This is a genomic window from Celeribacter marinus, from assembly GCF_001308265.1.
Lineage (GTDB): Bacteria > Pseudomonadota > Alphaproteobacteria > Rhodobacterales > Rhodobacteraceae > Celeribacter > Celeribacter marinus.
Map to the genome: position 1 here is coordinate 2,668,690 of NZ_CP012023.1, position 25,504 is coordinate 2,694,193.

The window sequence follows — 25,504 nt, forward strand, 5'->3', positions numbered from 1 at the left end:
CGCGTTAAAGCAGGGGCATGCCCAGATATGCCCTCCTCATCGAATACAACGGCGCACCCTTTTCGGGGTGGCAACGTCAAAAAGAACACCCGTCGGTGCAACAAGCGATCGAAGAGTCCTTGCGCATTTTAGAGCCAGAGTGCGAGACCATTGGGGCGGCGGGGCGCACGGATGCGGGCGTGCATGCCATGGGTCAGGTGGCGCATTGCGATATGGTCAAGGATTGGGATCCCTTCGCGCTTGCCGCCGCGATCAATCAACATCTCAAACCCAAGCCCATCGCGATTGTAAAAGTCGCACGGGTGGCGGACGATTGGCACGCACGATTTAGCGCCTTTGAGCGGCGCTATATGTTTCGGATGATTTCGCGCCGCGCGCCGCTTGTGCATGAGGCTGGACTGGCATGGCATGTCAAACACGACATCGACGCCGCCGCGATGCAATTGGGCGCCGACCGCCTCATCGGGCATCACGATTTTACCACGTTTCGCTCAACCATGTGCCAAGCCGACAGTCCCAACAAGACACTTGATGCCGCACGGGTCGAGGTGTTTGACGTGCCTTACGGCCAAGAAATTCGGCTCTATTTTCGCGCCCGCAGTTTTTTACATAACCAAGTGCGCTCCTTTGTCGGCACGTTGGAGCGTGTCGGTGCAGGGCGTTGGACGCCCGATGATGTCACCACCGCCCTTGAGGCGCGCGACCGCACGGCCTGTGGTCCGGTCTGCCCGCCGCACGGTTTGTATCTGATGAGTGTGGGCTATCCGAGTGACCCGCTTGGCGTCGACACATCCGAACACGGTTAATACGAAAGCGCTAAATTGAACGGTTTGCCGTGGGTCGGTCTTATGCCTGCCCCATTTGCGCCCGAATTGCGCACGATACCTATCGCTAGCAACCTTAGGAGATATCGTATGTCACTCGCCACGCTCAGCTTTGATCAAATCGCCATGGCCGCGATGACCGTTCTTGCCCTACGCGAGGTCATGATAGTGACCCTGCCCGACCGGATTGCAGGGCCAAATGGATGGCTCGTCAATACGAACGCGGGCGATCGCGCATAACGCACAACTGCCCGAAAATTCAGCACACACGTAAAACGCCGCGTTTATGCCGTGGTGTTTCAGGGTCAATCATTGAACCCATGCCGCCCGTTTGATCTAAAAATGTTAGGATTTAACAACGGCGCGGCTTTTGACCTATGCAGATCGTATCATCTCAATTGCGAGCGCGCCTTGATGCGCTTTTAGTCCAGATTTATCCAGATCACGACACCGATGCGTTGCGCACACAGATAACAGACGCGTTTTGGCCCGATCCGTCCGAGCAGCGCAACCGTGCACGCGCCCCCGGTCAAACGCTTTGGTCCGAGAAAGACAGCGTGGTCATCACCTACGGGAATTCGGTCCAAGACGGCAAACACAAGCCCCTTGATCTGCTGCACGACTTTTTGCAACGCTATCTGATGGGCACGATCAACGGCGTGCATATCCTGCCGTTCTTTCCGTTCACCTCCGATGATGGGTTTGCGGTGACGGACTACCGCACCGTGAATAGCACTTTGGGGGACTGGGAGGATATCGAGCGCATCGCAATCGAATTTCGCCTGATGTCCGATCTGGTGTTAAACCACGTCTCGTCACTTTCCCATTGGTTTACCGACTACTTACAAGGGCATGCCCCCTACGATCAATTCTTTGCCGAGGCATTGCCGAGCGATGATTTGAGCGATGTTGTGCGTCCGCGCACCTCGCCGTTGCTGCGCGAAGTGGACACGGCTAACGGGACAAAACACGTCTGGTGCACCTTTAGCCATGATCAGGTTGATCTGGACTTTCACAACCCTGAGGTCTTGCTGGAATTCTTGCGGATCATGCGGCTTCACATCAACCACGGCGTCCAGATCATCCGCCTTGATGCAGTCGCGTTCATTTGGAAAACGCTCGGTACCTCATGCGTCCACCTGCCCGAGACCCACGCCATTGTCCGCCTCATGCGTTTGCTGTGCGACTACAATGCCGATCCGGTTGTGCTCATCACCGAAACCAACGTGCCAAATGCCGAAAACCTAAGTTATTTTGGCAACCGCAACGAAGCGCATATGATCTACAACTTTTCCCTCCCGCCGCTGTTGTTGCACGCGCTGATGTCGGGAAGTGCGCTCCATCTCAACCAATGGCTGATGCGCATGCCGCCCGCACAACACGGGTGCGCCTATCTCAACTTTTCCGCATCCCATGACGGGATCGGCGTGCGCGGCGCCGAAGGGTTGTTATCGGGGGACGAATTGGGCGACATGATTGGCGCGGTCAAAGAGTTCGGCGGGCTGATCTCCATGCGCGCGCTCGCCGATGGGTCTGAGAAGCCGTATGAAATGAACATCACCTTTTTTGACGCATGCAAAGGAACCATATTAGGCGGCCAAGACGATCTCCAATTTGAACGGTTTTTGTGTTCACAGACCATCGTCATGGCCCTTGAGGGGGTTCCGGCCTTTTATATCCACTCCTTGCTCGGCACCCCGAACGACCATGACGGCGTTGCCAAAACCGATGTCAAACGCGCGATCAATCGCCACCGATGGGATTATCCCGCGCTGCGTGCACAACTAGATGATCCGGCCTCGATCCACGCCCGCGTGCTAGACGCGCTCAAATCCCGCATTGCGATTCGCACCGCACATAAGCCGTTCAATCCAAACGCCACACAGTTCACCATGCAACTTGGCGAAGAGATCTTTGGCCTATGGCGGCAATCACGCGAGCGCGATCAGTCTATCTTTGCCATGCATAACGTCACCGATCGCCCCGTCACCATCCCGCTCCAGTCCATCAACCTCATTGAGGGCGAGGAGTGGTGGGATATTTTGACGGGCGCGCGGATCGACCCCGCCAAACGCGACCTCACCTTTGCGCCCTATCAGTGCCGGTGGCTGTCCAACCGTCCCTAAGAGGCATCAAACACGCAAACGCGCCGCGTGCCATTCCAGATGCTCCGCCATAAACGTCGAGATAAAGTAGTACGAATGATCGTACCCCTCTTGCATGCGCAGGGTGACCGGCTGATCCGCCGCGGCACAAGCCGCCGCCAACAAATCGGGCTTGAGTTGTGTCTCTAGGAAATTATCGCCCGTGCCTTGATCGACCAAAATATCCGCAACTCGTGCGCCATCCTCGATCAACGCGCAGGCATCATAGGTCCGCCACGCCGCGCGATCAGCCCCCAGATATCCCGAAAGCGCCTTTTCGCCCCACGGACAATTGAGCGGCGACACAATCGGTGCAAACGCCGATACCGATTTGTATTGATCGCGATTGCGCAGCGCGATCGTGAGCGCGCCATGTCCGCCCATCGAATGCCCCATGATCGCAACACGGCTTATATCGGCGGGAAAGTCCGCGCCAATCAGCGCATGCAATTCGCGCTCGATATAGTCACGCATGTTGTAATGCTGACCAAACGGCGCCTCGGTCGCATTGACGTAAAACCCCGCCCCAAGGCCGAAATCATACGCCCCCTCGGCATCATCCGGCACATCCGCGCCGCGCGGGCTTGTGTCCGGCGCAACAAAGATCAGTCCCAACGCGGCACAGGCCGCGCGATACTCGCCCTTTTCCGTCACGTTGGCCTGCGAACAGGTCAGCCCCGACAGGTAAATCACCACGGGCAGGGTCGCCCCCGCCGCGTGATCAGGCACAAACACGGAAAATTCCATGTCCGTTCCCGTTGCGGATGAGGCATGTTTATAGACGCCCTGCGTACCGCCGTGGCTGCGGATTTTCGAAATGACTTCAAGGCTCATAGATCAAAATACCACAACAGAACGGATGCTTTCGCCCGCATGCATCAAATCAAAACCCTTATTGATCTCGTCAAGTGTGAGAACATGGGTGATCATCGGATCAATCTCGATCTTGCCGTTCATGTACCAATCCACGATTTTTGGCACATCTGTGCGGCCTTTCGCGCCGCCGAATGCCGTGCCTTGCCAAACGCGCCCTGTGACCAACTGGAACGGACGGGTGGAGATTTCCTTGCCCGCTTCGGCCACGCCAATCACGGTTGAGACGCCCCAGCCACGGTGGCACGCTTCCAACGCCTGACGCATCACCGTGGTGTTGCCGGTGCAATCAAATGTGTAATCCGCGCCGCCATCGGTCAGCGCCACGAGGTGTTCGACGATATCGCCATCGATCTCGGACGGGTTAACGAAATGAGTCATGCCGAACCGTTCGCCCCACGCCTTTTTGTCGTTGTTGAGGTCCACACCGATGATTTTATCCGCACCGACCATCCGCGCGCCTTGCAGTACGTTGAGACCAATCCCTCCGAGGCCGAACACGATGACGTTTGCCCCCGCTTCGACCTTGGCCGTGTTGGTGATCGCACCGACCCCCGTGGTCACGCCACAGCCGACATAACAGGCCTTGTCAAACGGCGCATCGGGACGAATTTTGGCCACCGCAATCTCTGGCACGACGATGAAATTCGAGAACGTGGAACAGCCCATGTAGTGATAAATTGTCTCGCCTTTGTAGCTCATGCGCGAAGTGCCATCGGGCATCACGCCCTTGCCTTGTGTCGCGCGGATGGCGGTACACAGGTTGGTTTTGCCCGACAGACAGGATTTACACTGGCGGCATTCCGGCGTGTAAAGCGGGATCACGTGGTCGTCGGGTTGAACCGATTTGACGCCCGCGCCCACCGCGCGCACAATCCCCGCCCCCTCATGGCCAAGCACGGCGGGGAACAATCCCTCGCTGTCTAACCCGTCAAGCGTGTAGGCGTCCGTGTGACAAATACCTGTTGCCATAATCTCGACCAGAACCTCGCCCTCTTTGGGGCCTTCTAGATCGATCTCGACAATTTCGAGGGGTTTGTTGGCTTCAAAAGCGACAGCGGCACGGGTCTTCATAAGGGTACTCCAAATTGGTGCGGGCCGACAAAAGGCCCGACGGAAAGCCGACGACAAGCAGACGGAAGGCCGACACGAAAAATACACCCGTGCCAGCTTTTCTTTTGATAGGGAATAGCCTATCAATAGTATCAAAATCAATCAGGAAATCCGAACGTGATCGATAAGTTGGAAATGTTCATGGCCGTTGCCCGCGCGGGACATTTCGGACGCGCCGCCAAAACGCTTGGCATAACGCAACCCACATTGTCGGCCGGCATAAAGCAGCTCGAAGACCAACTTGGCGTGACCCTCATCTTGCGCGGATCGCGCTTTGGCGGCTTGACCCCAGAGGGTCAGCGCGCTCTGCACTGGGCGCAGCGGATCGTCGCGGACACACAACAATTGCGCGCCGAAATGCACGGAACGGGCGCCGAGCTTTCGGGGCAAATCCGCCTTGCGGCAATCCCGTCTGCGCTGACATGGGCCGCGCGTCTGGCGGCACAAATGCGCAAGAACCATCCAAATGTAAGAGTCACAATTCTCTCTCGCACCTCCTTGGAAATCCTCGACATGATGGAGGCCCACGACATCGACGCGGGCCTGACCTATTTGGACAATGAGCCATTGGGCGATGTGGTTGTCGAACCCATTTACATCGAAACCCCAGTGGCCGTGACACGCGCCGACACACCGCTCGCGGCCCGCCCCGATATGGCGTGGTCTGATTTTGACGGGCTTGCGATGTGCTTGCTCACGGCAGACATGCAAGGGCGCAGGATCATCGACGCGCATTTTCAAAACTCAGGCGTGACACCCGATGTCAGATTGGAGTCCAACTCGACCGTTGTGTTGACCCGTACTGTTCAAGAAACAGGTTGGGTGACGATCCTGTCGTGGGATCTCGCCACGTTTTTATGTGCGGGGACGGCGTTAAAAATCATCCCCATAACGCCGCAAAGCCTTGGACAATCGGTCGGACTTGCCGCACCGCGCCGTGCCAGTGAAACACCCGTATTGACAGCCCTCATGGCCGCCGCCGCCCATATCGCAACGTCCAAGTCGCCAGTCACCCCCTCAATAAAACCAGCGTAGAAGAGCCATCATGTCCGCAACCGATCCCACTGATGACACCCTATCGCGTCTCATTGCGCGACACCGCGATTGCGAAGGTCCGCTGTTGCCGATCTTGCATGACATGATGGAGGCGTTTGGTCATATCGACGAAGGCACCTACCCTCAACTGGGCCGCGCACTCGGGATCACACGGGCCGAAATCCACGGCGTTGTCAGCTTTTACCACGACTTCAAAACACGCCCTAACGGCCACCACACGATCAAATTGTGTCGCGCAGAAGCCTGCCAATCGGTCGGAGCAACCGAAACACAATCGGCCCTTTTCGACCGCCTTGGCCTTACAGATTTCGGCACAACACCAGATGGCCGCATCACAGTTGAGGCCGTATATTGTCTCGGCCTGTGCGCATGTGGACCTGCGGCGTTGGTCGACACGCAACCGCGTGGACGGGTGAGTGCACAAAGTCTTGCAACCGAGGTGGGCGCATGAAAATCTACGTTCCTCTCGATAGTGCGGCTGTGGCCTTGGGCGCTGATGATGTGGCCGCAGCGATCACGTCCTATGCCGCAAAAGCCGGGATATCCGTCGAGATTGTGCGCAATGGGTCGCGCGGAATGGTTTGGTTAGAACCGTTGGTGGAGATCGAAGATGCCCAAGGGCGGCGCGCGTTCGGCCCGCTCTCTCCCGCCGATGTCCCAGCGCTTTTGGAGGGAACTTTAAAAAGCCTTGGCCGTGTGGAGGACATCGCGTTTTTCGCGCGCCAGACCCGCCTGACCTTTGCGCGCTGCGGCCTCATCGACCCACTCGATCTGACGAGTTACGCCGCGCATGGCGGGCTTGGCGGCCTCAAACGCGCGTTAAGCATGACTGCGCAGCAAACGGTCGAAGAGGTCACAGCATCTGGCCTACGTGGGCGCGGTGGCGCGGGGTTTCCTACGGGCCTCAAGTGGGAGACAGTGCGCAGCGCGCAAGCCTCGCAAAAATACATCGTGTGTAACGCCGACGAGGGCGACAGTGGCACCTTTGCCGACCGGATGTTGATGGAGGGCGATCCGTTCTCCCTCATCGAGGGCATGGTGATCGCCGGCCTCGCCGTTGGGGCCACACGCGGTTATGTCTACCTAAGATCCGAATACCCCGTGGCCATTCGTGTGATGCGTGCCGCCGTCGACATCGCGCGCGAAAACGCCCTACTTGGCGAGGACATTCTCGGCACGGGCACGGCGTTCGACGTGGATATTCGTGTCGGCGCAGGGGCGTATGTGTGCGGCGAAGAGACAGCGTTGCTCAACTCACTTGAGGGCAAACGCGGAACGGTACGCGCCAAACCGCCCCTCCCTGCGCTCCATGGCTTTATGGGCCAACCTACGGTGGTCAATAACGTCATTTCGCTCGCCACAATCCCTGTGATATTTGAGCATGGCGCGGCTCACTATGCCGCCTTTGGTATCGGCCGCAGCAAGGGCACCGTGACACTTCAACTCGCGGGAAACGTCAAATATGGCGGGCTGTTCGAGGCAGGGTTCGGCATGACTTTGGGTGATGTCGTGACAGACATTGGCGGCGGGACAGCCACGGGCAAGCCCGTCAAAGCGGTGCAAGTCGGCGGGCCGCTTGGCGCGTTTATGCGACCAGACAAATTTGAGACACCCATTGGATACGAGGAGTTTGATAACGCGGGCGGCCTGATAGGCCATGCGGGCCTGACGGTCTTTGATGACAGCGCGGACATGGGAGCGCTCGCGCAATTCGCAATGGAGTTTTGCGCCATTGAAAGCTGTGGCAAATGCACCCCCTGCCGCATCGGATCGACGCGCGGAGTGGAGACGATCGCGCGCATTCGAAACGGCGACCACGCGGCCATTCCCTTACTCGAAGACCTATGTGACACCATGCGCGATGGATCGCTTTGCGCACTTGGCGGCTTCACCCCCTATCCGGTTTTATCGGCCCTCAATGGATGGCCCCAAGATTTCGGCGTCACAACCGCGGAGGTCACGCAATGAAAGACATCATCATTCCATGGGACGACACCGATTATGGCACGCCAAAACAAAACGGCGCGCCAGTCTCTCTGACAATCGACGGGCATGACATCACAGTGCCAAGTGGCACATCCGTGATGCGTGCGGCGATGCAGGCAGGGCTAAAAATCCCCAAACTCTGCGCCACCGATAGCGTCGAGGCCTTTGGGTCGTGCCGCCTGTGTGTCGTCGAAATCGAAGGGCGGCGCGGCACACCCGCGTCCTGCACCACACCAGTGGCGGACGGAATGGTTGTGCGCACCCAAAGCGAAAAGGTGCAAAAACTGCGCAAGGGTGTGATGGAGTTATATATCTCCGATCATCCGTTGGATTGTCTGACCTGTTCGGCCAATGGCGATTGCGAATTACAAGATATGGCGGGAATGGTTGGCCTGCGCGATGTGCGCTATGCCAAGGGCGCAAACCATTTCGAGGATGCTCAGGATTGGCGGCCCGTCGACGACAGCAACCCTTATTTCACCTATGATCCCAGCAAATGTATCGTCTGCTCGCGCTGTGTGCGCGCCTGCGAAGAGGTCCAAGGCACGTTTGCGTTGACCATCGAAGGGCGCGGATTTGAGAGCCGCGTTTGCGCTGGCGATACACTTGACGATTTTCTGTCCTCCGACTGCGTGTCGTGCGGCGCGTGTGTACAAGCCTGCCCCACAGCCACACTACAAGAGAAATCCGTGCGCGACCTTGGCACGCCCACCCGCAGCGTCATCACAACATGCGCCTATTGCGGTGTGGGGTGCTCGTTCAAGGCAGAGTTGAACGGTGATACGGTGGTGCGCATGACCCCGCACAAACAGGGCCGCGCAAACCGTGGGCATTCGTGTGTCAAAGGGCGCTTTGCGTACGGCTATGCCACCCACCCCGACCGCATTCTCAAACCGATGATCCGCGAGAGCATTGACCAGCCATGGCGCGAAGTCTCATGGGACGAGGCATTCGGGTTTGCGGCCGCTCGCATTGCAGGCATCCAAAACGCACACGGCAAAAACGCCGTAGGCGTCATCACGTCGAGCCGGTGCACCAACGAAGAAACCTATTTGGTCCAAAAACTGACCCGCGCCGTGTTTGGAAACAACAACACCGACACCTGCGCACGGGTGTGCCACTCGCCCACGGGCTACGGCCTAGGCCAAGCGTTCGGCACTTCTGCGGGTACACAGGATTTCGACAGTGTTGAACACACGGACGTGGCGATCGTCATCGGCGCGAACCCCACGGACGGGCATCCGGTGTTTGCCTCACGTCTGCGCAAACGCTTGCGTCAAGGGGCCAAACTGATCGTGGTCGATCCGCGCCGCATCGATTTGCTTGCAACCCCGCACATGGGCGAGGGCCATCACCTCCCCCTCAGACCCGGAACCAACGTGGCCGTGATCACCGCCCTCGCGCATGTGATCGTCACCGAAGACCTGTTCGACGCCGACTTTATCCGCACGCGTTGCGATTGGGACGAATTCGAACTCTACCGCGATTTTGTATCGGACCCCCGCCATAGCCCAGAGGCCACAGCTTTGCTTACAGGCGTACATGCGGGGGCACTGCGCACTGCGGCACGGGCGTTTGCGACAGGTGGGAATGGTGCCATCTACTACGGGCTTGGCGTCACCGAGCACAGCCAAGGATCGACCACCGTCATGGCGATCGCCAACCTTGCGATGCTGACCGGCAACATCGGGCGCAAGGGCGTGGGCGTGAACCCGTTGCGCGGACAAAACAACGTCCAAGGGGCGTGTGACATGGGATCGTTCCCGCACGAATTGCCGGGATATCGCCATGTCAAAGACCCCGATACCCGCGCCATTTATGAACAGGCGTGGGGCGTTGAGATCAATCCCGAACCAGGTTTGCGCATTCCCAACATGCTGGATGCCGCGGTCGCTGGACGGTTCAAAGCGCTCTACATTCAGGGCGAGGATATCTTGCAATCCGACCCCGACACCAAACATGTCGCAGCGGGTCTTGCGGCGATGGAATGTGTGATCGTACACGATCTGTTTCTCAACGAGACCGCAAACTACGCGCATGTATTTTTGCCCGGTTCGACGTTTTTGGAAAAGGACGGGACATTCACCAATGCAGAGCGCCGTATCAACCGTGTGCGCCGTGTTATGGCCCCCAAAAACGGGTATGCAGACTGGGAAGTCACACAGCGCCTCGCCAATGCATGCGGTGCGCACTGGGCCTACACGCACCCGAGCGAAATCATGGCGGAAATTGCGGCCACCACGCCGACATTTGCAGGCGTCACCTATGAGATGCTTGATGCGAAAAACTCTGTTCAATGGCCCTGCAACGATGCATTTCCCGATGGCGCACCGATCATGCATGTCGACGGGTTCGTGCGCGGAAAAGGCCGTTTGATCATCACCGAATATGTGGCCACAGACGAAAAAACCGGCCCGCGCTTTCCGCTGCTTTTGACCACGGGCCGTATCTTGTCGCAATACAATGTTGGCGCACAAACACGGCGCACCGCCAATACCATTTGGCACGATGAGGACGTGTTGGAGATCCATCCCCATGACGCCGAAACACGCGGCATCAATGGGGGTGACCATGTACGTCTGGCATCGCGCGCGGGGGAGACATCGTTGCGTGCGACACTGACCGACCGCGTGTCACCAGGCGTGGTCTACACCACGTTCCATCACCCCGCCACACAGGCCAACGTTGTGACCACCGATCACTCTGACTGGGCCACAAACTGTCCCGAATACAAAGTCACAGCGGTGCAAGTCGCCCTATCAAACGGGCCAACCGATTGGCAAGACAGCTACCACGCGCACGCCATGCAAGCGCGCCGCATTTCGGACCCACCACAATGAGCGCGCCCACTGATAATCTGCCCGACGAGGTCGCCGTGGCCCTTGTGCTCAACGGTTCGACCGTTGCCGTTTTGATGTCCACGCCGCACGACCTCACCGATTTGTTACGCGGCTTTGCCGTCAGCGAGGGCATCGTGGAGCGGGGCGCGGATGTGACCGAATGCGAGGTGCACGAGTATGATGAGGGGATAGAGGTGCGTGGGCGTATTGCGCAAGAGCGCGCCAGCGCACTCGACGCGCGCCGCCGTGCCTCTGTCGGCCCAGTGGGATGCGGGTTGTGCGGGATCGAAAGCCTGACCGCCGCAACCGCCAAGCCGCCCCATGTGCCCCCCGCGGCACCTACCCTGTTTAAGGCCGTTCGCGTTTCACTCGCCGCCCTCAACGCACAGCAAGTTATGCATCAGCAATCGCGCGCGATGCATGCGGCGGCGGTCTTTACCGCCCACGGATTACAGATGGTGCGCGAGGATGTGGGGCGTCACAACGCACTTGATAAACTGATCGGCACGTTCGCGGACACGCCTATGCAAAACGCCGGAATTTTGATGACCTCGCGTCTGTCCATCGACCTTGTGCAAAAATGCGCCCGCGCGGGCCTGTCGGCGCTATTCTCAGTGTCCCGCCCAACCAAAGCGGCCGTAGAACTGGCGCGTGAGATCGGTATGACACTTGGCGTTGTCACGCCTTCTGACATCATCTTTTACGCAGGCGCACCTAAGGAAGCGGACCAATGACAGACGAAAAAATGATCCGCATGGTGAATCAGATCGCCACGTTTTTCGCCACCCAACCCGACACGGATAAGGCGGGTACAGTCGCGGCACATATCATGGATTTTTGGGATCCGACAATGCGCGCCCAACTTGTCCAATTTGCGCAAACAGATGGTGCAGGGCTTGACCCAATCGCAATGGAAGCGGCGCAGTCGCTCACGTCCCACTGAGTGGGGCGACCTGCGTTAGAAAAACTGCCGTAAGATGGGCGAGGACGCCGCGCCGATGACCCGCGCATTGCCGCCCACACGCGCCTGTTCAATACGCGGCACAGTGATCCCGCGCACATCAAGACGCTCAAACTCCAGACGGGTTTGCGCCACAAGGCGCGTGCGGACATCAACCGGAAACGCCCCATCGATCATCACAGCCTCAAAATCGATCACGCTGACCACACTGCGCACCGCGTGAGCCAGCGCTTTGGCGGACGCGAGGATCCAATCATCAAGTGATATCCCAAAGCTCGACCAGTCTTGCGGCATCGCCCACATTAAATTTGTATCACCGCCCGCCTTTGCGACAGCAGCCTCCAAGACATACAGCGAGGCCACATCCATCAACGCACATTCGCCACCACTTTGAGAACCATCGTCATACGGCACCCGCAACGGGCCGAGCGCACTGGCATTACCCTGTCGCCCTTCGATCACCTTGGAATCCATAACGATACCACCACCAATGAAAGAGCCCACAAAAAAGTATGCGTAGTCGTAAAACTCGCGCCCACGGCCGAACACATATTCTGCGCGGCACGCGGCGGTACCGTCGTTTTCAGTGAATAAAGGCAGCTCCGTGAAGGCCGCGACCTCTTTGGCGAAATTGATGTCGCGCCAAATTTGGAAGTCCTCAGGGGCACCAATGGCGTCCACCCAACTCCAAATTTCGTTGGGCGCTGCAATACCCACTCCACAGATGCGTGCGCGCTGGTTGTCACTAAGCCCGTTGGACAGCTTTTCCATACCCTCTTTCAGATACGCGAAAATCAGATCGGGCATTGGATACCGGTAAGTCACAATGCTCTGGCCAAGCACCTCCCCCGCAAGGTTCATGATCGCCAAATCTGCACTACGGCGGCCAATCTTGAGACCAAACGACAGCGCCCCGTCCGGGACAATTTCCATTGGGATGGACGGCTTGCCCACCTTGCCCCGTTGAGGTTCCCCACGGCGTACAAGGCCATCGGATTCGAGTTTGCGTAGGATGTTGGACACTGTTTGCGCGGACAAATCCGTGCGCTTGGCCAACTCACTGCCTGGCATGCCACCATGGCGCTGTATCAGTGACATCACCAACCGCTCGTTCAGTGCGCGCACCCCGATCTGGTTGACGCCCGATCGCAGTTCTTTGACTTCGCTTTTGCCCACAAGTGGTCCTCCAATCGTGTGACCTTGCCTCAAACCCTTTAATAAATCAAATGGATTTATTTATTGACGCGCTCATCAGAATCAGATCAGTTAAGCGAGTTCCGTTTGAGGAAACGGTCGAATATTCGGACTCACAGCCATAAAGGCGCAGTCCACACTTTGGGAGGAACTACCATGAAGACATTGCTCGCAGGTAGCGCAATTGCGCTCGCAACGATGACATCCGGCGCATTTGCCGCTGACGTGTCCGCGTGCCTTATCACAAAAACAGACACCAACCCCTTCTTCGTGAAAATGAAGGAAGGCGCTGAGGCCAAAGCGGCCGAGCTTGGTATCGAACTTAAATCTTTCGCAGGTAAAGTAGACGGCGACCACGAAACACAAGTGGCAGCTATCGAAACGTGCATCGCAGACGGCGCAAAAGGTATCTTGATCACAGCGTCCGACACATCATCCATCACAACATCTGTTGCTCAGGCACGTGATGCGGGCCTCTTGGTCATCGCACTCGATACACCGCTCGACCCGATTGATGCGGCTGACGCGACATTCGCCACGGACAACTTCCTTGCGGGTGAATTGATCGGCAAATGGGCTGCGGCGAAACTCGGTGCAGATGCGGCAAACGCGAAAATCGCAATGCTCGATCTCGCAGTGTCCCAACCAACCGTTGGCGTTTTGCGCGACCAGGGCTTTCTTCAGGGCTTTGGCATCGAACTTGGCGATCCAAACAAATGGGGCGACGAAACCGACCCACGTATCGTCGGCAATGACGTCACACAGGGCAACGAAGAGGGCGGCCGCAAGGCAATGGAAAACCTCCTCGCGTCTGATCCTGAAATCAACGTGGTCTACACGATCAACGAGCCTGCTGCAGCTGGTGCCTACGAAGCTCTTAAATCCATCGGCCGTGAGAATGACGTTCTCATCGTGTCCGTGGATGGCGGTTGCCCAGGCGTTCAGAACATCGCAGACGGCGTGATCGGCGCAACAGCGCAGCAGTACCCGCTCTTGATGGCGTCCAAAGGCATCGAAGCAATTGCAGCATGGGCCGCCGACGGCACCAAGCCAGCAAACACCGAAGGCAAAGATTTCTTTGACACAGGCGTTGCTTTGATCACCGATCAGCCTGCGGACGGCGTTGAGTCAAAATCCGTAGCCGAAGGCATGGACCTCTGCTGGGGCTAAGTTAATCGACCCCCACGGGGTCGCGTGACGCACACACACAGCAGGGGCGGGCAGAAATGTCCGCCCCTCGTGCAAAATAAAAAGGGGTGGCCCACTGATTGGGGCCGCAAATGGAGGCAGACATGTCTAGCGATAATTATGAGGCAGCGATCACGGACAAAGGGTCCGATGCAGTTGCCAGTTTTAACGACGAGCGCAAAGGTGCGCTTGCTCGGTTCCAACACCAACTCCACACGACGCCCGCTCTGGTCCCTCTGATCGTTCTGGTCGCGTCGATTGTTGTGTTCGGCCTCTTGCTCGGGTCCAAATTCTTTTCACCCTTTGCCTTAACCTTAATCCTACAACAGGTTCAGATCGTCGGCATTGTCGCGGCGGCTCAATCCTTGGTCATTCTTACGGCGGGTATCGACCTGTCGGTGGGGGCCATCATGGTGCTCAGCTCGGTTGTGATGGGGACATTTACATTCCGCTACGGGATGCCTGTGGGCGTATCGATCTTTGCCGGCATCAGCGTTGGTGCGTTATGTGGCTATATCAATGGCTACCTCATCGCCAAGATGAAGCTACCACCGTTCATCGTCACCTTGGGCATGTGGCAAATCGTACTGGCGACCAACTTTCTGTATTCCGCAAACGAGACCATCCGCGCCCAAGACATTGCAGCCGATGCGCCATTGCTACAGCTGTTTGCGACAAAGCTGAAAATCGGCGGTGCAGTCTTTACCTTTGGTGTGATCTTTATGGTCGTACTTGTGGCCATTCTCGCCTACGTTTTACGCCATACCGCGTGGGGGCGTCATGTCTACGCCGTGGGCGATGACCCCGAGGCGGCCGAGCTGTCCGGCGTCAACGTCAAAAACACACTGATCTCGGTCTACGTCATCGCAGGTGTGATCTGTGCCTTTGCAGGATGGGCCTTGATCGGGCGCATTGGATCAGTCTCGCCGACCTCTGGCCAGTTGGCCAATATCGAGAGCATCACCGCCGTTGTGATCGGTGGCATCTCGCTTTTTGGCGGTCGCGGGTCTATCCTCGGCACGTTGTTTGGCGCGCTCATTGTGGGTGTGTTCACACTCGGCCTGCGCCTCATGGGTGCAGACGCGCAATGGACATACTTGCTTATCGGCGCTCTTATTATTGCGGCTGTTGCCGTTGACCAATGGATCAGAAAGGTGGCCGCATAATGGAACCCATTCTCAAAGCTCGCAATCTCGTCAAACGTTACGGCAAAGTCGTAGCCCTCGATCACTGTGATTTCGAACTCTATCCGGGTGAAATCCTCGCCGTGATAGGCGACAACGGTGCAGGCAAATCAACCCTGATCAAAGCGCTCTCGGGCGCGGTTCAGGCCGATGCAGGCGAAGTGACACTTGATGGCAAGCCCGTGAACTTCAGCTCACCAAACGATGCGCGCCATGCAGGGATTGAAACCGTTTACCAAACCCTCGCCATGTCCCCTGCCCTGTCGATCACTGACAATATGTTCATGGGGCGTGAGTTGCGCCGGCCCGGTATCGCCGGATCGATCTTTCGCAAACTCGACCGTCCCGCGATGGAAAAGTTTGCGCGTGACAAGCTGTCGGAACTGGGCCTGATGACCATTCAGAACATCAACCAATCGGTTGAAACCCTATCGGGTGGTCAACGCCAAGGCGTGGCTGTGGCCCGTGCCGCAGCATTCGGGTCCAAAGTTGTGATCCTCGATGAGCCAACAGCAGCGCTCGGCGTCAAAGAAAGCCGCCGTGTGTTGGAGTTGATCCAAGAGGTCCGATCTCGCGGCATTCCGATTATCCTGATCTCGCACAACATGCCGCATGTGTTCGAAGTGGCCGATCGCATCCACGTGCACCGTTTAGGCAAACGCCTATGTGTGATCGATCCCAAAGAGTACACAATGTCAGATGCTGTGGCCTTTATGACCGGCGCAAAAGACGCACCAACCGAAGATCGGGCGGCCTAACCTATGAAAATTTCAGGTCTTGCATCTGAAATCAAAAAACTCGCACAAGGGCGGGAGCGCACGTTCATCGCCCTTGTCGGCCCCCCAGGTGCGGGCAAATCCACCCTTGCGGACCCGTTGGCCACGGCTCTTGGCCCACGCGCCCAAGTGGTGCCAATGGACGGGTTTCACCGCGACAATGACTGGCTTGATGCACGCGATTTACGCGCCCAAAAAGGGTCGCCAGAAACCTTTGACGTGGAGAGTTTTGTCGCATTGGTCCGCGCCCTCAAAACAGGGGCGGTGACCGAGTACCCATTGTTTGATCGCACCTCTGATAGCGTTGTACAAGGCGCGGGGCACCTGCGCGACGACGCCGACATTGTGATAGTGGAAGGGAATTACCTGCTTCTCAACCACGATGGATGGCGCGACCTGCACCCGCTTTGGGATGCGTCAATCATGCTCAACGTTGACGCGGACATCTTGCGTGGACGACTTGTGCAACGCTGGATTGACCACGGGTTTTCACCTAAAGACGCAATGGCGAAGGCGCGCGAAAACGATCTCAAAAACGCGGGGACCGTCATATGCGAGAGTATTCGCGCCACATATATCGTGCCTAATTAAAAGCCCCGCGCAGAACTGCGCGAGGCCTCAAACAATGCAGACACAACAGCTTTACTCAGCAGCGAGTGCGCTCGGCGCTGCAATCTGAGCGTTCAATTGCCAGATCTGAACAGCCGCATCAGCCGCCTCGCGGCCTTTGCCAACGAAATGATCGAAATAGAATTTTTCGTGCTCGCCTTTGGGCTGGAAATGATGCGGTGTTAACGACACGGACAGCATCGGCACACCCGTTTTCAATTGGGCATCCATCAGGCCGGAAACGACAGCTTGGGCAACGAAATCGTGGCGGTAGATACCACCATCGACAACCAAAGCAGCCGCGGCAATAGCATCAAATTCGCCCGTCTGCGCCAGTTTTTGTGCGACCAACGGCATCTCGAATGCGCCGGGCACGTCATAGGTTTCAACGACCGCGTCCACACCCAACTCGGCAAGGCGCGCATTGAACCCAACCAGCGCTTGGTCGACAATATCGGCATGCCAGCGGGCTTTAATAAATGCGAATTTTGGGGATTTTGTCATGGCTCATGATCCTCTCAAGCAGACAGAATCCCAGAGCATAAAGGTCGCCCCGCACGATTGCGGGTCGTTCATCCTCTCTCATCCGGACTATGACCGTCGGCTCTGGAATTTCACCAGTATCTGCTGACCCAAGGTTCTCGCGACAAGAACCAAGGCGCTCGCGGGCTATAACCGCCGGTGGGGAATTTCGCCCCGCCCTGAGAATGAAAGGTATTTAGGGGTGACGTACCCGCGAGTCAATCTGACGGACATAAAAACGCCCCCGCATCAAATGTGACGCGGGGGCGTATCCGAATCTCGTGTAATGAAACGATCAGGTTTTGAACACGCGGTAGATCGCGGGGATCACCAAAACTGTGAGCAAGGTAGAGGTCAAAAGACCGAACAAAAGCGAGATTGCAAGCCCTTGGAAAATCGGATCGGCAAGGATCACCACGGCCCCGATCATCGCGGCAATCGCGGTCAGCAAGATCGGTTTGAACCGGATCGCACCCGCGTCGATCAGGATTTGCACCTTGTCCACGCTCTCATCTGCGTTGCGGATAAAATCGACAAGCAGGATCGAATTGCGCACGATAATCCCCGCAAGCGCGATAAAGCCGATCATCGAGGTGGCCGAGAATGGCGCCCCAAGCAACCAGTGGCCAAAGATGATCCCAAGGAACGTCAGCGGGATCGGTGTTAGCACCACGAGGGGCAAACGGAACGAGCCGAATTGCGCCACCACGAGGATGTAAATCCCCAACAACGCGATGGCAAAAGCCGCGCCCATATCGCGGAAGGTGACATAGGTCACTTCCCATTCCCCATCCCACAACAGCGTCGGATGGCTTTCGTCATCGGGTTGACCGTAGTAGGAAATCACGGGCTTTTCACCCTCCTCCCACTCCATCGCATCAAGCGCGTCCGACACCGCAAACATCCCGTAAATCGGTGCCTCATAGTCCCCCGCAAGTTCGGCCGTGACCATTTCGGCAAAGCGCCCGTTGCGGCGAAAAATTGGGAACGACACGGCCTCTTCGCGCACGTCGATGACATCCCCAAGCTCAACCACGCCACGCGCACCGGGCAGGACGTTGGCGGGGATCGGCGTCGACAAAAACGCCTCATCCATCACACGGTCGCCTTTGGCGCGCTCGACCACGATGGGGATCGGATGCCGCCCCATACCGCGATGTGAATAGCCGACCGTGGCCCCGCCGTTCAAAATACCCATTGTGTCAAACACGTCTTGTTCTTGAACTTGGAAAAACTCCAGATCGTCCGTATTCACAGTGGCTCGCAAACGGCGCGGCTGTGTGCCAAAACTGTCATCGACATCGACAACAAACGGCACCGCCTCAAAGGCCGCGTGTATTTTGGTTGCGGTCGCACGGCGCGCATCAGCGGTCGGCCCGTAGACCTCGGCCAACAAAGTTGCCATCACGGGCGGTCCGGGGGGCGGCTCAACCGTTTTGATATTTGTCCCCACAGGCACGTCCAGTTGCGCGACCATCGCACGGATGATCAAAGCAAGCTCGTGGCTCGTGCGCTCACGGTCGTGTTTGGCCGTCAGGTTGATCTGAACGTCACCCATATTGGCCCGTTCGCGTAAATAGTAATGCCGCACCAAGCCGTTAAAGTTGAACGGGGCGGCGGTCCCCGCGTGGGTCTGCGCCGACACAACCTCGGGCAGGTCCACCACCAAACGCGCGATGGATTGCGCCACCGCATCGGTTTGCTCCACGGACGTGCCCTCGGGCATGTCGATCACCACAGACAGTTCCGATTTATTGTCAAACGGCAGCAATTTAACGGTCACGTCCTTGGTATAGATCGCGGTGAGCGACCCGAACGACAGCACCGCCGTGATGATCAAAAACAGACCTGAGCGCCCTTTGGAGGCAAGGATCGGCTTGGCCACTTTGGCGTAAACACGGCCCAACGCACCGCCATGATCAGCGCCACTATCGCCATGGCCGCCCGCATGCGCAGGCGCATTGCCGGCGATTTTGAACATCAACCACGGGGTGATCATCACCGCGACAAAGAACGAAAAGATCATCGCAGCAGAGGCATTGGCAGGAATCGGCGACATATACGGTCCCATCAGGCCGGACACGAACAGCATCGGCAACAGCGCCACAACCACGGTCAATGTCGCCACAATCGTGGGGTTACCCACCTCGGCCACGGCATCAATGGCGGCGGTTTTGCGGTCGCGGCTGTCTTTCATCCCCCAATGGCGGGCGATGTTTTCAATCACCACAATCGCGTCATCGACCAAAATCCCGATAGAGAAAATCAGTGCAAACAACGACACGCGGTTGAGCGTGTACCCCATGACCCACGAGGCAAACAGCGTCAGCAGGATTGTCACGGGGATCACAATGGCCACCACGATGGACTCGCGCCACCCGATCGCGATGAGCACCAAACCGATGATCGAGACGGTAGCTAGACCAAGGTGGAACAACAATTCGTTGGCTTTCTCGTCCGCTGTCTCGCCATAATCGCGGGTGATCTCAACGTGGATTGTGTCGGGTATAATCGAGCCTTCTGCCATGTGGACCTTGTGCAAAATCTCTTCGGCTTGGATCACTGCGTTCGATCCCGCACGCTTGGCCACGGCCAATGTCACTGCGGGCATGCGGGTGACAACACCATCCTCTTTGGTGACCGACGCCACGATTTGATCGGAGGTGTTGGAGACAAACTCCACATCCGCCACATCGCTCACATAGACGGGGCGCGCATCGCGGGTGGTGACCAAAAGACTGCCAATTTCGGCGGGCGAGGTCAGAGTTTCACCGACCACCAGATCAATCATCTGGCCACTATCACGTAGCGGGCCGGTGTTCATGGATGTGTTTGCCGATTGCACTTTTCCGGCAAGCTGTTGCAGCGTCACCCCGTAAAGCGCAAGGCGCTCTGGATCGGGACGCACACGGATCGCTTCAGGTGCTTCGCCAACGATATAGGATAGGCCGACATCGGAGATTTTCGCAATCTCGCCGCGCAGTTCACGCGCAATACGGGTCAACTCGTTGGCCGTGATCTCATAGTGGCCCGCTTTGGGCGATAGGGTCAGCGACACAATCGCCACATCATCAATGCCGCGCCCGACAATAAGCGGCTCGGGGATGCCCACAGGGATACGGTCAATATTAGCGCGCACTTTGTCATGGACACGCAAAATCGCGGCATCGGCGGAGGTGCCAACCACAAAGCGGGCGGTGACCATCGAATAGTCATCTGATGTCTGGGAATAGACATGCTCGACGCCGCTGATCCCCTTGACGATGGTTTCCATCGGCTCAGTGACGAGGCGCACGGCATCGGGCGCTTTCAGGCCCGGGGCCTGAATGTGGATATCCACAAGCGGGACAGAGATTTGCGGCTCTTCCTCACGCGGCAAGCTGCCTTGGGCCACCAAACCCACAGCAAGGGCGACGATGATCAAAAGAGGCGTCAAAGGAGAGCTGATAAACGCGCGCGTTAACGCACCAGCAAGCCCGAGTTTCCATGTTTTTGGCTCAGAGCTACTCATTGCAACACTCCCCATCCGCAGGGACGATGACATCGCCCACATTGAGACCGGTCACAATTTCGACCACCCCGCCGGACACATCACCCGGTACAACAGCGCGCAATACAACGTCATCGCCATTGTCGCGCACAGGCACAAAATCCATGCCCGAGCGCGTGATGAGCGCCTCAACTGGCACAGTGATTGCGTCTCTTTGCCCGACTGGGATGCGCACCAACACGCGCGCATCAACAAAGGCGGAGGATAGCCCATCGACCTCGACATCGGCAATCACGCGCCCGTTTTCGATCTGTGGATACAGGCGCACCAACGTGCCGCTCGCGGGCTGGCCCGCACTATCAATCACGATGGATGCCCCAGTGACCAAAGCCTGTGCATGGCGCTCGGGGATCGCAAGGCGCAGGTAAAACCCGCCGCCACCAATCGTAGAAATCGCTTCGCCGGGCATGACAACCGCCCCTTTTGTCACTGGCACGTTGAGCACGCGACCAGCAGCAGGTGCGAGCACCGCCCCCTCGGCTGTTTGTTGTTCGACAACGCTACGCTGTGCGCTCGTGGCCGCAATCTGCCCCTCCAACACGCCGACTTGCGTGCGCAGAGCGTCTAGACGTTGAACCGTGGTCACGCCCCGCTCAAGAAGGCTCTCACCGCGCGTCAATTCCACCCGTGCGTTATCAAGCTGCGTCTGCAACGCGGTGATCTGTGCATCAATCGCGCGCAGTTGAAATTCAAGCTTTTGATCAAACACTTGTCCAATAACTTGTCCCGCCTCGACAAGGTCGCCTTCAGAAATGGCAAGCTCGGTCAATGTGCCGCCGATACGGGCGCGGGCCGGAACCAGATCACGCGCCTCAATGCGGCCATAGACGGCCTTCCACTCGGTCACGCGAGACGAGGTGATCACAGTATCGGCCATGCCCATCAGGGGCCACAAACCAATCGTTGCCGCTATCATCATCAGCCTCATCGTAAATTCCTTTCGCGATTTGGGGCGCACATGTGGATATGCTTGGCCCGCGCAACGCGGACCGCACACCTGTTTAGCTCCAATCGCTAGGGCGGGTCTGTGACGAAGTCACATGTACGACATGCAAAACGCGCACCCCACTAGGAATGCGCGTTGAGATCAATTTCGAGATACACTCGGGATAGGCGCACCTCACCGCGCGGGCGCGATTAGCCGCCTGCGATAAGCGCCACGTTGCCGCCCGCTGCGGTGGTATCCACACACAGGTGCCTCTCATGCATCACATGTCCCGTGTCTGGCATACAGGGGATCAATGGCACAATCGCACCCGCGCGGCGTGCTAGCGCTTGTGTGTAATCTTGACCATCGTCGCCCCAATAAATCACCCCCGCAATACCACCGAGCGTTTCCAAAACACTGGATGGTATATGACCACGCGCACGGACCGCGATGCCGCCCAGTCGCTCGACCTCGGCGGCCTGTTCGTTAACGCCGGCTTGCGTTGGTCCAAGACAAAGGATCGGACCGCGCGGCAATGTGGTCAACCTATTGGCCTCACCCGTTGGACCGGGCATAGCCACAGCGTGACGCGGCATCGCATGCACGGTTGCGCGGGCATCATCGACCAACCGCTGAAGGTCCGCGATATCATCATCACAGGTCCACACCCCTGAGGCCGTACGCGCCTGCCCCGCGCAAAAGCGCGTCAGATATAGCGGGCCGCCCGCTTTTGGACCGGTTCCTGACAAGCCCTCACCCCCGAACGGTTGCGAGCCGACAACCGCACCAATTTGGTTGCGGTTCACATAGACATTGCCCACATGGACCTTGTCCGCGATCTCTTGCACACGGCTGTCAATACGGGTGTGAAGGCCAAAGGTAAGACCGTACCCTCGCGCATTGATGTCGTCGATCACACCATCAAGATCTGTTGCCTTGAATGTCGCGACATGAAGGACGGGACCAAACACCTCACGGTCCAGATCGCTAATTCCGTCAACTTTGATCAGGCAGGGGGCAACAAATGTGCCGTCTTTTGGCGGCAAGGTCCGGTAGAGCAACTGCCCGCCCTTGATTGCAGCCTCTATATAGGCGTTGATTTGGTCGCATGCAGCGGCATCAATCACGGGGCCGATATCTGTCGATAGATCCCACGGATCTCCAACGGCCAACTCGTCCATAGCCCCCTTGATCATTGTGATCAAAGCGGGGGCAATATCCTCTTGGACATACAAACAGCGTAACGCCGAACACCGCTGACCTGCGGACTGGAACGCCGAGGCCACGATGTCACGCGCGGCTTGTTCCGGCAACGCGGTGCTATCGACGATCATAGCGTTTAGTCCGCCCGTTTCGGCAATCAACGGCGCATCTGGCGACAGGTGTTGCGCCATGGACGTGCGAATGCGCAACGCGGTCTCGGTCGAGCCGGTAAAGACCACACCGTTTACGCGCGCATCACGCGTAAGCGCCGCGCCCACGGTTGCGCCATCGCCAATCAAGAGTTGAAGCGCCTCACGTGGCACTCCCGCCTTGTGCAACAAATCCACCGCCATTGTGGCAATGATCGGCGTTTGCTCGGCCGGTTTGGCCAACACCGAATTGCCCGCGGCGAGAGCTGCCGCGATCTGACCTGTAAAGATCGCCAGTGGGAAATTCCAAGGCGAAATCGCCACAACGCAGCCCAGCGGTTTTACATCGCCCAATCCCTCCGCTTGCGCTGCGTAATAGCGCAAAAAGTCGACCGCCTCGCGCAGTTCGCCCACGGCATCCGACAAGGATTTACCCGCTTCCACTGCCAGAGCGGCAAAGATCGCGCCAAATTCCGCCTCATATAAATCTGCCGCGCGGCGTAGTGCATCCGCGCGCTGTGCCACAGGCGCAGACCACGGCATTGCCGCCGCCAGTGCCGATGCGACAGTATCAGAATTCGCATCAATCGCCGTGCCGATGCGCGCGCCCGTTGCGGGGTTAATCACATCGCGCGGCGTGTCATGGACCTCAACCGCACATCGTGGTGCGGCTTGCGGTAAAACAGCAGAGGCACGCGCCACATTGATCTCGGCCAATGTGGCCTCATCGGTCAAATCGAACCCGCGAGAGTTTTCACGCTCACTCCCAAACAAAGCATGCGGCGCAACAAGGCCGCTATGCGCATGATGCTCCTCCAATTGCGCAAACGGATCACGCGCCACCTCTTCGGGAGAGACATCCTCATCGACAATCTGGTTGACGAACGACGAGTTGGCCCCATTTTCCAACAAGCGCCGCACAAGATAGGCGAGCAGATCGCGGTGCGCCCCTACGGGTGCATAAATGCGACAACGTGCGGCCTCATCGCGCAACACAATGTCGTGCAACCGCTCACCCATGCCGTGCAGTCGCTGGAACTCATAGGCCTGCCCGTCCGCCAATTCCAAAATCGCCGCAACCGTATGCGCATTGTGCGTGGCAAACTGCGGGTACAGGCGATCAGCATATCCCAAGAGGGTCTTGGCATTCGCGATGTAGCTGACATCAGTGGCGCATTTGGTGGTGAACAACGGGAAATCGGCGTGCCCTTCGACTTGGGCGTGCTTCATCTCGGTGTCCCAATAGGCCCCCTTGACCAGACGCACCATGAGCTTGCGATCGAGTGCAATCGCGGTGTCATTCAGCCAGTGAATGACGGCACCGGCGCGCCGGCCATAGGCCTGAACCACAACGCCAAACCCGTCCCAACCTGCCAGTTCAGGGTCGGCCAAAACCGCATGAATGACTTTTAGGGACAAGACCAGACGATCTTGTTCCTCGGCATCAATGTTAAACCCCATGTTGGCCGCACGGGCCTGACGCGCCAAGTCCCGCACAATGGGGACGAGTTCCGCCATAACGCGGTCCTCTTTGGCCACTTCGTAGCGTGGATGCAGAGCGGACAACTTAATCGAGATACCCGGATTGTCGCGGACCGATCCTTTGTCACAACGGGCCGCGATCTGCGTCATCGCAGCTCCATAGGCCTTGGCATAACGCGCCGCGTCACCCGCCGTCATCGCCGCCTCGCCCAACATATCGTAGCTGTAGGTGTAGCCCTTGGCCTCTTGGCGAGCGGCGCGGTCCAATGCTGCGTCAATAGATTGACCCAGCACGAACTGCCGACCCATTTCTTTCATCGCCCGCGACACAGCTGTGCGAATAACAGGTTCGCCCAATCGCTTTATAGCGCCACGCAGCGTCCCCGCCAACCCCGGCTTTTCATCATCAAGAACGCGCCCCGTGAGCATCAACGCCCATGTCGACGCATTCACCATCGGGGAGGACGCCGCACCAAGGTGGCGGCTCCAATCGGACGGCGCAATTTTATCTTCGATCAACTCGTCCATCGTCTCGCGATCGGGCACGCGCAACATGGCCTCTGCCAAACACATCAACGCCACACCTTCGCGCGTGGATAGACCGTACTCCGCCAAGAAATGCTCCATCAGTGTCGGCGCAGATTCTTTGCGGATGCGTGTGATAAGACCCGCAGCACGCGCGGAAATCGCGGCGCGCACAGGTGCACAGAGGGCTGCTTGCGCAATTAGCGCATCCAGCACCTCCCCCTCGGGGCGGCATTTATCAAAAGTCAGGTGATCGGACAAAGCCGTAGAGATGAGTGCAGCGTTCATGAGGGACCACCAAATTTGAGGGAAAGCATTCGGCCCCATTATAGTGGTTTTGACTCGCACCATATGACCTATTGAGGTACACATTGCAGTCAAGTCGACTAAAATTTAC

20 protein-coding genes and 1 riboswitch are annotated in these 25,504 nt (G+C 57.8%); of the genes, 13 read left to right on the forward strand and 7 right to left on the reverse strand.

Annotated features, from left to right (window positions below; all coding sequences use genetic code 11):
• Positions 1-17: 17 nt before the first annotated feature.
• From truA to IMCC12053_RS13335, 3 genes are all read left to right on the forward strand, one after another.
• Positions 18-806 (forward strand): tRNA pseudouridine(38-40) synthase TruA, encoded by a 789-nt coding sequence (gene truA / locus IMCC12053_RS13330; RefSeq protein ID WP_062219839.1) that lies wholly within the window; start codon positions 18-20, stop codon positions 804-806.
• 108 nt (positions 807-914) lie between these two features.
• A complete protein-coding gene (locus IMCC12053_RS15875; RefSeq protein WP_156320750.1) occupies positions 915-1,064 on the forward strand; it encodes a hypothetical protein in 150 nt (49 codons plus the stop codon).
• 137 nt (positions 1,065-1,201) lie between these two features.
• Positions 1,202-2,950 (forward strand): sugar phosphorylase, encoded by a 1,749-nt coding sequence (locus IMCC12053_RS13335; protein ID WP_062219841.1) that lies wholly within the window; start codon positions 1,202-1,204, stop codon positions 2,948-2,950.
• Positions 2,951-2,956: 6 nt separating this feature from the next.
• Here the strand turns inward: IMCC12053_RS13335 and fghA are convergent, their stop codons facing one another.
• Together fghA and IMCC12053_RS13345 are read right to left on the reverse strand one after the other, a co-directional pair.
• A complete protein-coding gene (gene fghA / locus IMCC12053_RS13340; protein WP_062219844.1) occupies positions 2,957-3,802 on the reverse strand; it encodes an S-formylglutathione hydrolase in 846 nt (281 codons plus the stop codon).
• Between the two features lie 3 nt (positions 3,803-3,805).
• On the reverse strand, positions 3,806-4,915 hold the full coding sequence (locus tag IMCC12053_RS13345; RefSeq protein WP_062219846.1) for an S-(hydroxymethyl)glutathione dehydrogenase/class III alcohol dehydrogenase: 1,110 nt from the start codon (positions 4,913-4,915) through the stop codon (positions 3,806-3,808).
• A gap of 156 nt (positions 4,916-5,071) precedes the next feature.
• Between IMCC12053_RS13345 and IMCC12053_RS13350 the strand changes: the two genes are divergently transcribed.
• The 6 genes from IMCC12053_RS13350 to IMCC12053_RS13375 are packed head-to-tail and all read left to right on the forward strand — an operon-like array spanning position 5,072 to position 11,779.
• Positions 5,072-5,989 carry a LysR family transcriptional regulator gene (locus IMCC12053_RS13350; RefSeq protein ID WP_062219848.1) on the forward strand — a complete coding sequence of 306 codons (918 nt, stop codon included), beginning with the start codon at positions 5,072-5,074 and terminating at the stop codon, positions 5,987-5,989.
• Positions 5,990-5,999: 10 nt separating this feature from the next.
• Positions 6,000-6,461, forward strand: coding sequence for an NAD(P)H-dependent oxidoreductase subunit E (locus IMCC12053_RS13355; protein ID WP_062219850.1), 462 nt, complete (start codon positions 6,000-6,002; stop codon positions 6,459-6,461).
• A complete protein-coding gene (locus IMCC12053_RS13360; protein ID WP_062219852.1) occupies positions 6,458-7,978 on the forward strand; it encodes a formate dehydrogenase beta subunit in 1,521 nt (506 codons plus the stop codon). Before IMCC12053_RS13355 ends, IMCC12053_RS13360 begins: the two co-directional genes overlap by 4 nt.
• Positions 7,975-10,836: a formate dehydrogenase subunit alpha gene (fdhF, locus tag IMCC12053_RS13365; protein ID WP_062219854.1), complete on the forward strand. Its 2,862-nt coding sequence runs from the start codon at positions 7,975-7,977 to the stop codon at positions 10,834-10,836. Before IMCC12053_RS13360 ends, fdhF begins: the two co-directional genes overlap by 4 nt.
• Positions 10,833-11,570: a formate dehydrogenase accessory sulfurtransferase FdhD gene (fdhD, locus tag IMCC12053_RS13370; protein WP_062219856.1), complete on the forward strand. Its 738-nt coding sequence runs from the start codon at positions 10,833-10,835 to the stop codon at positions 11,568-11,570. Before fdhF ends, fdhD begins: the two co-directional genes overlap by 4 nt.
• Positions 11,567-11,779, forward strand: a complete 213-nt coding sequence (locus IMCC12053_RS13375; protein ID WP_062219858.1) for a formate dehydrogenase subunit delta — start codon at positions 11,567-11,569, stop codon at positions 11,777-11,779. Before fdhD ends, IMCC12053_RS13375 begins: the two co-directional genes overlap by 4 nt.
• A 15-nt stretch (positions 11,780-11,794) precedes the next feature.
• Here IMCC12053_RS13375 and IMCC12053_RS13380 read toward each other — a convergent pair whose 3' ends face one another.
• On the reverse strand, positions 11,795-12,973 hold the full coding sequence (locus IMCC12053_RS13380) for an ROK family transcriptional regulator (RefSeq protein WP_062219859.1): 1,179 nt from the start codon (positions 12,971-12,973) through the stop codon (positions 11,795-11,797).
• A 174-nt stretch (positions 12,974-13,147) separates the two neighbouring features.
• On the opposite strand from IMCC12053_RS13380, the gene IMCC12053_RS13385 reads away from it, so the two are divergent.
• From IMCC12053_RS13385 to IMCC12053_RS13400, 4 genes are all read left to right on the forward strand, one after another.
• Positions 13,148-14,161, forward strand: a complete 1,014-nt coding sequence (locus IMCC12053_RS13385; RefSeq protein WP_062219861.1) for a sugar ABC transporter substrate-binding protein — start codon at positions 13,148-13,150, stop codon at positions 14,159-14,161.
• Positions 14,162-14,283: 122 nt separating this feature from the next.
• Entirely contained in the window at positions 14,284-15,345 is a 1,062-nt protein-coding gene (locus IMCC12053_RS13390; protein WP_062221351.1) for an ABC transporter permease, read from the forward strand.
• On the forward strand, positions 15,345-16,121 hold the full coding sequence (locus tag IMCC12053_RS13395; protein ID WP_062219863.1) for an ATP-binding cassette domain-containing protein: 777 nt from the start codon (positions 15,345-15,347) through the stop codon (positions 16,119-16,121). The genes IMCC12053_RS13390 and IMCC12053_RS13395 overlap by 1 nt, the downstream gene beginning before the upstream one ends.
• A 3-nt stretch (positions 16,122-16,124) precedes the next feature.
• A complete protein-coding gene (locus tag IMCC12053_RS13400; protein WP_062219865.1) occupies positions 16,125-16,730 on the forward strand; it encodes an AAA family ATPase in 606 nt (201 codons plus the stop codon).
• A 51-nt stretch (positions 16,731-16,781) separates the two neighbouring features.
• Here IMCC12053_RS13400 and IMCC12053_RS13405 read toward each other — a convergent pair whose 3' ends face one another.
• From IMCC12053_RS13405 to putA, 4 genes are all read right to left on the reverse strand, one after another.
• The gene (locus tag IMCC12053_RS13405) at positions 16,782-17,252 is read right to left on the reverse strand and encodes a 6,7-dimethyl-8-ribityllumazine synthase (protein WP_062219867.1); all 471 of its coding nucleotides are present in this window, start codon (positions 17,250-17,252) and stop codon (positions 16,782-16,784) included.
• A 66-nt stretch (positions 17,253-17,318) separates the two neighbouring features.
• Positions 17,319-17,461, reverse strand: a riboswitch (FMN riboswitch).
• Between the two features lie 104 nt (positions 17,462-17,565).
• On the reverse strand, positions 17,566-20,781 hold the full coding sequence (locus tag IMCC12053_RS13410) for an efflux RND transporter permease subunit (protein WP_062219869.1): 3,216 nt from the start codon (positions 20,779-20,781) through the stop codon (positions 17,566-17,568).
• Positions 20,774-21,748 (reverse strand): efflux RND transporter periplasmic adaptor subunit, encoded by a 975-nt coding sequence (locus IMCC12053_RS13415; RefSeq protein ID WP_062219872.1) that lies wholly within the window; start codon positions 21,746-21,748, stop codon positions 20,774-20,776. The genes IMCC12053_RS13410 and IMCC12053_RS13415 overlap by 8 nt, the downstream gene beginning before the upstream one ends.
• 209 nt (positions 21,749-21,957) lie before the next feature.
• The gene (gene putA, locus IMCC12053_RS13420) at positions 21,958-25,395 is read right to left on the reverse strand and encodes a bifunctional proline dehydrogenase/L-glutamate gamma-semialdehyde dehydrogenase PutA (RefSeq protein WP_062219874.1); all 3,438 of its coding nucleotides are present in this window, start codon (positions 25,393-25,395) and stop codon (positions 21,958-21,960) included.
• Positions 25,396-25,504: the final 109 nt, after the last annotated feature.

Excerpts from the sequence above, each read along its gene's own strand:
- truA (WP_062219839.1), top strand. The coding sequence starts at position 18 with ATGCCCAGATATGCCCTCCTCATCGAATACAACGGCGCACCCTTTTCG.
- IMCC12053_RS15875 (WP_156320750.1), top strand. The coding sequence starts at position 915 with ATGTCACTCGCCACGCTCAGCTTTGATCAAATCGCCATGGCCGCGATG.
- IMCC12053_RS13335 (WP_062219841.1), top strand. The coding sequence starts at position 1,202 with ATGCAGATCGTATCATCTCAATTGCGAGCGCGCCTTGATGCGCTTTTA.
- fghA (WP_062219844.1), bottom strand. The coding sequence starts at position 3,802 with ATGAGCCTTGAAGTCATTTCGAAAATCCGCAGCCACGGCGGTACGCAG.
- IMCC12053_RS13345 (WP_062219846.1), bottom strand. The coding sequence starts at position 4,915 with ATGAAGACCCGTGCCGCTGTCGCTTTTGAAGCCAACAAACCCCTCGAA.
- IMCC12053_RS13355 (WP_062219850.1), top strand. The coding sequence starts at position 6,000 with ATGTCCGCAACCGATCCCACTGATGACACCCTATCGCGTCTCATTGCG.
- IMCC12053_RS13360 (WP_062219852.1), top strand. The coding sequence starts at position 6,458 with ATGAAAATCTACGTTCCTCTCGATAGTGCGGCTGTGGCCTTGGGCGCT.
- fdhF (WP_062219854.1), top strand. The coding sequence starts at position 7,975 with ATGAAAGACATCATCATTCCATGGGACGACACCGATTATGGCACGCCA.
- fdhD (WP_062219856.1), top strand. The coding sequence starts at position 10,833 with ATGAGCGCGCCCACTGATAATCTGCCCGACGAGGTCGCCGTGGCCCTT.
- IMCC12053_RS13375 (WP_062219858.1), top strand. The coding sequence starts at position 11,567 with ATGACAGACGAAAAAATGATCCGCATGGTGAATCAGATCGCCACGTTT.
- IMCC12053_RS13385 (WP_062219861.1), top strand. The coding sequence starts at position 13,148 with ATGAAGACATTGCTCGCAGGTAGCGCAATTGCGCTCGCAACGATGACA.
- IMCC12053_RS13390 (WP_062221351.1), top strand. The coding sequence starts at position 14,284 with ATGTCTAGCGATAATTATGAGGCAGCGATCACGGACAAAGGGTCCGAT.
- IMCC12053_RS13395 (WP_062219863.1), top strand. The coding sequence starts at position 15,345 with ATGGAACCCATTCTCAAAGCTCGCAATCTCGTCAAACGTTACGGCAAA.
- IMCC12053_RS13400 (WP_062219865.1), top strand. The coding sequence starts at position 16,125 with ATGAAAATTTCAGGTCTTGCATCTGAAATCAAAAAACTCGCACAAGGG.
- IMCC12053_RS13405 (WP_062219867.1), bottom strand. The coding sequence starts at position 17,252 with ATGACAAAATCCCCAAAATTCGCATTTATTAAAGCCCGCTGGCATGCC.
- IMCC12053_RS13410 (WP_062219869.1), bottom strand. The coding sequence starts at position 20,781 with ATGAGTAGCTCTGAGCCAAAAACATGGAAACTCGGGCTTGCTGGTGCG.
- IMCC12053_RS13415 (WP_062219872.1), bottom strand. The coding sequence starts at position 21,748 with ATGAGGCTGATGATGATAGCGGCAACGATTGGTTTGTGGCCCCTGATG.
- putA (WP_062219874.1), bottom strand. The coding sequence starts at position 25,395 with ATGAACGCTGCACTCATCTCTACGGCTTTGTCCGATCACCTGACTTTT.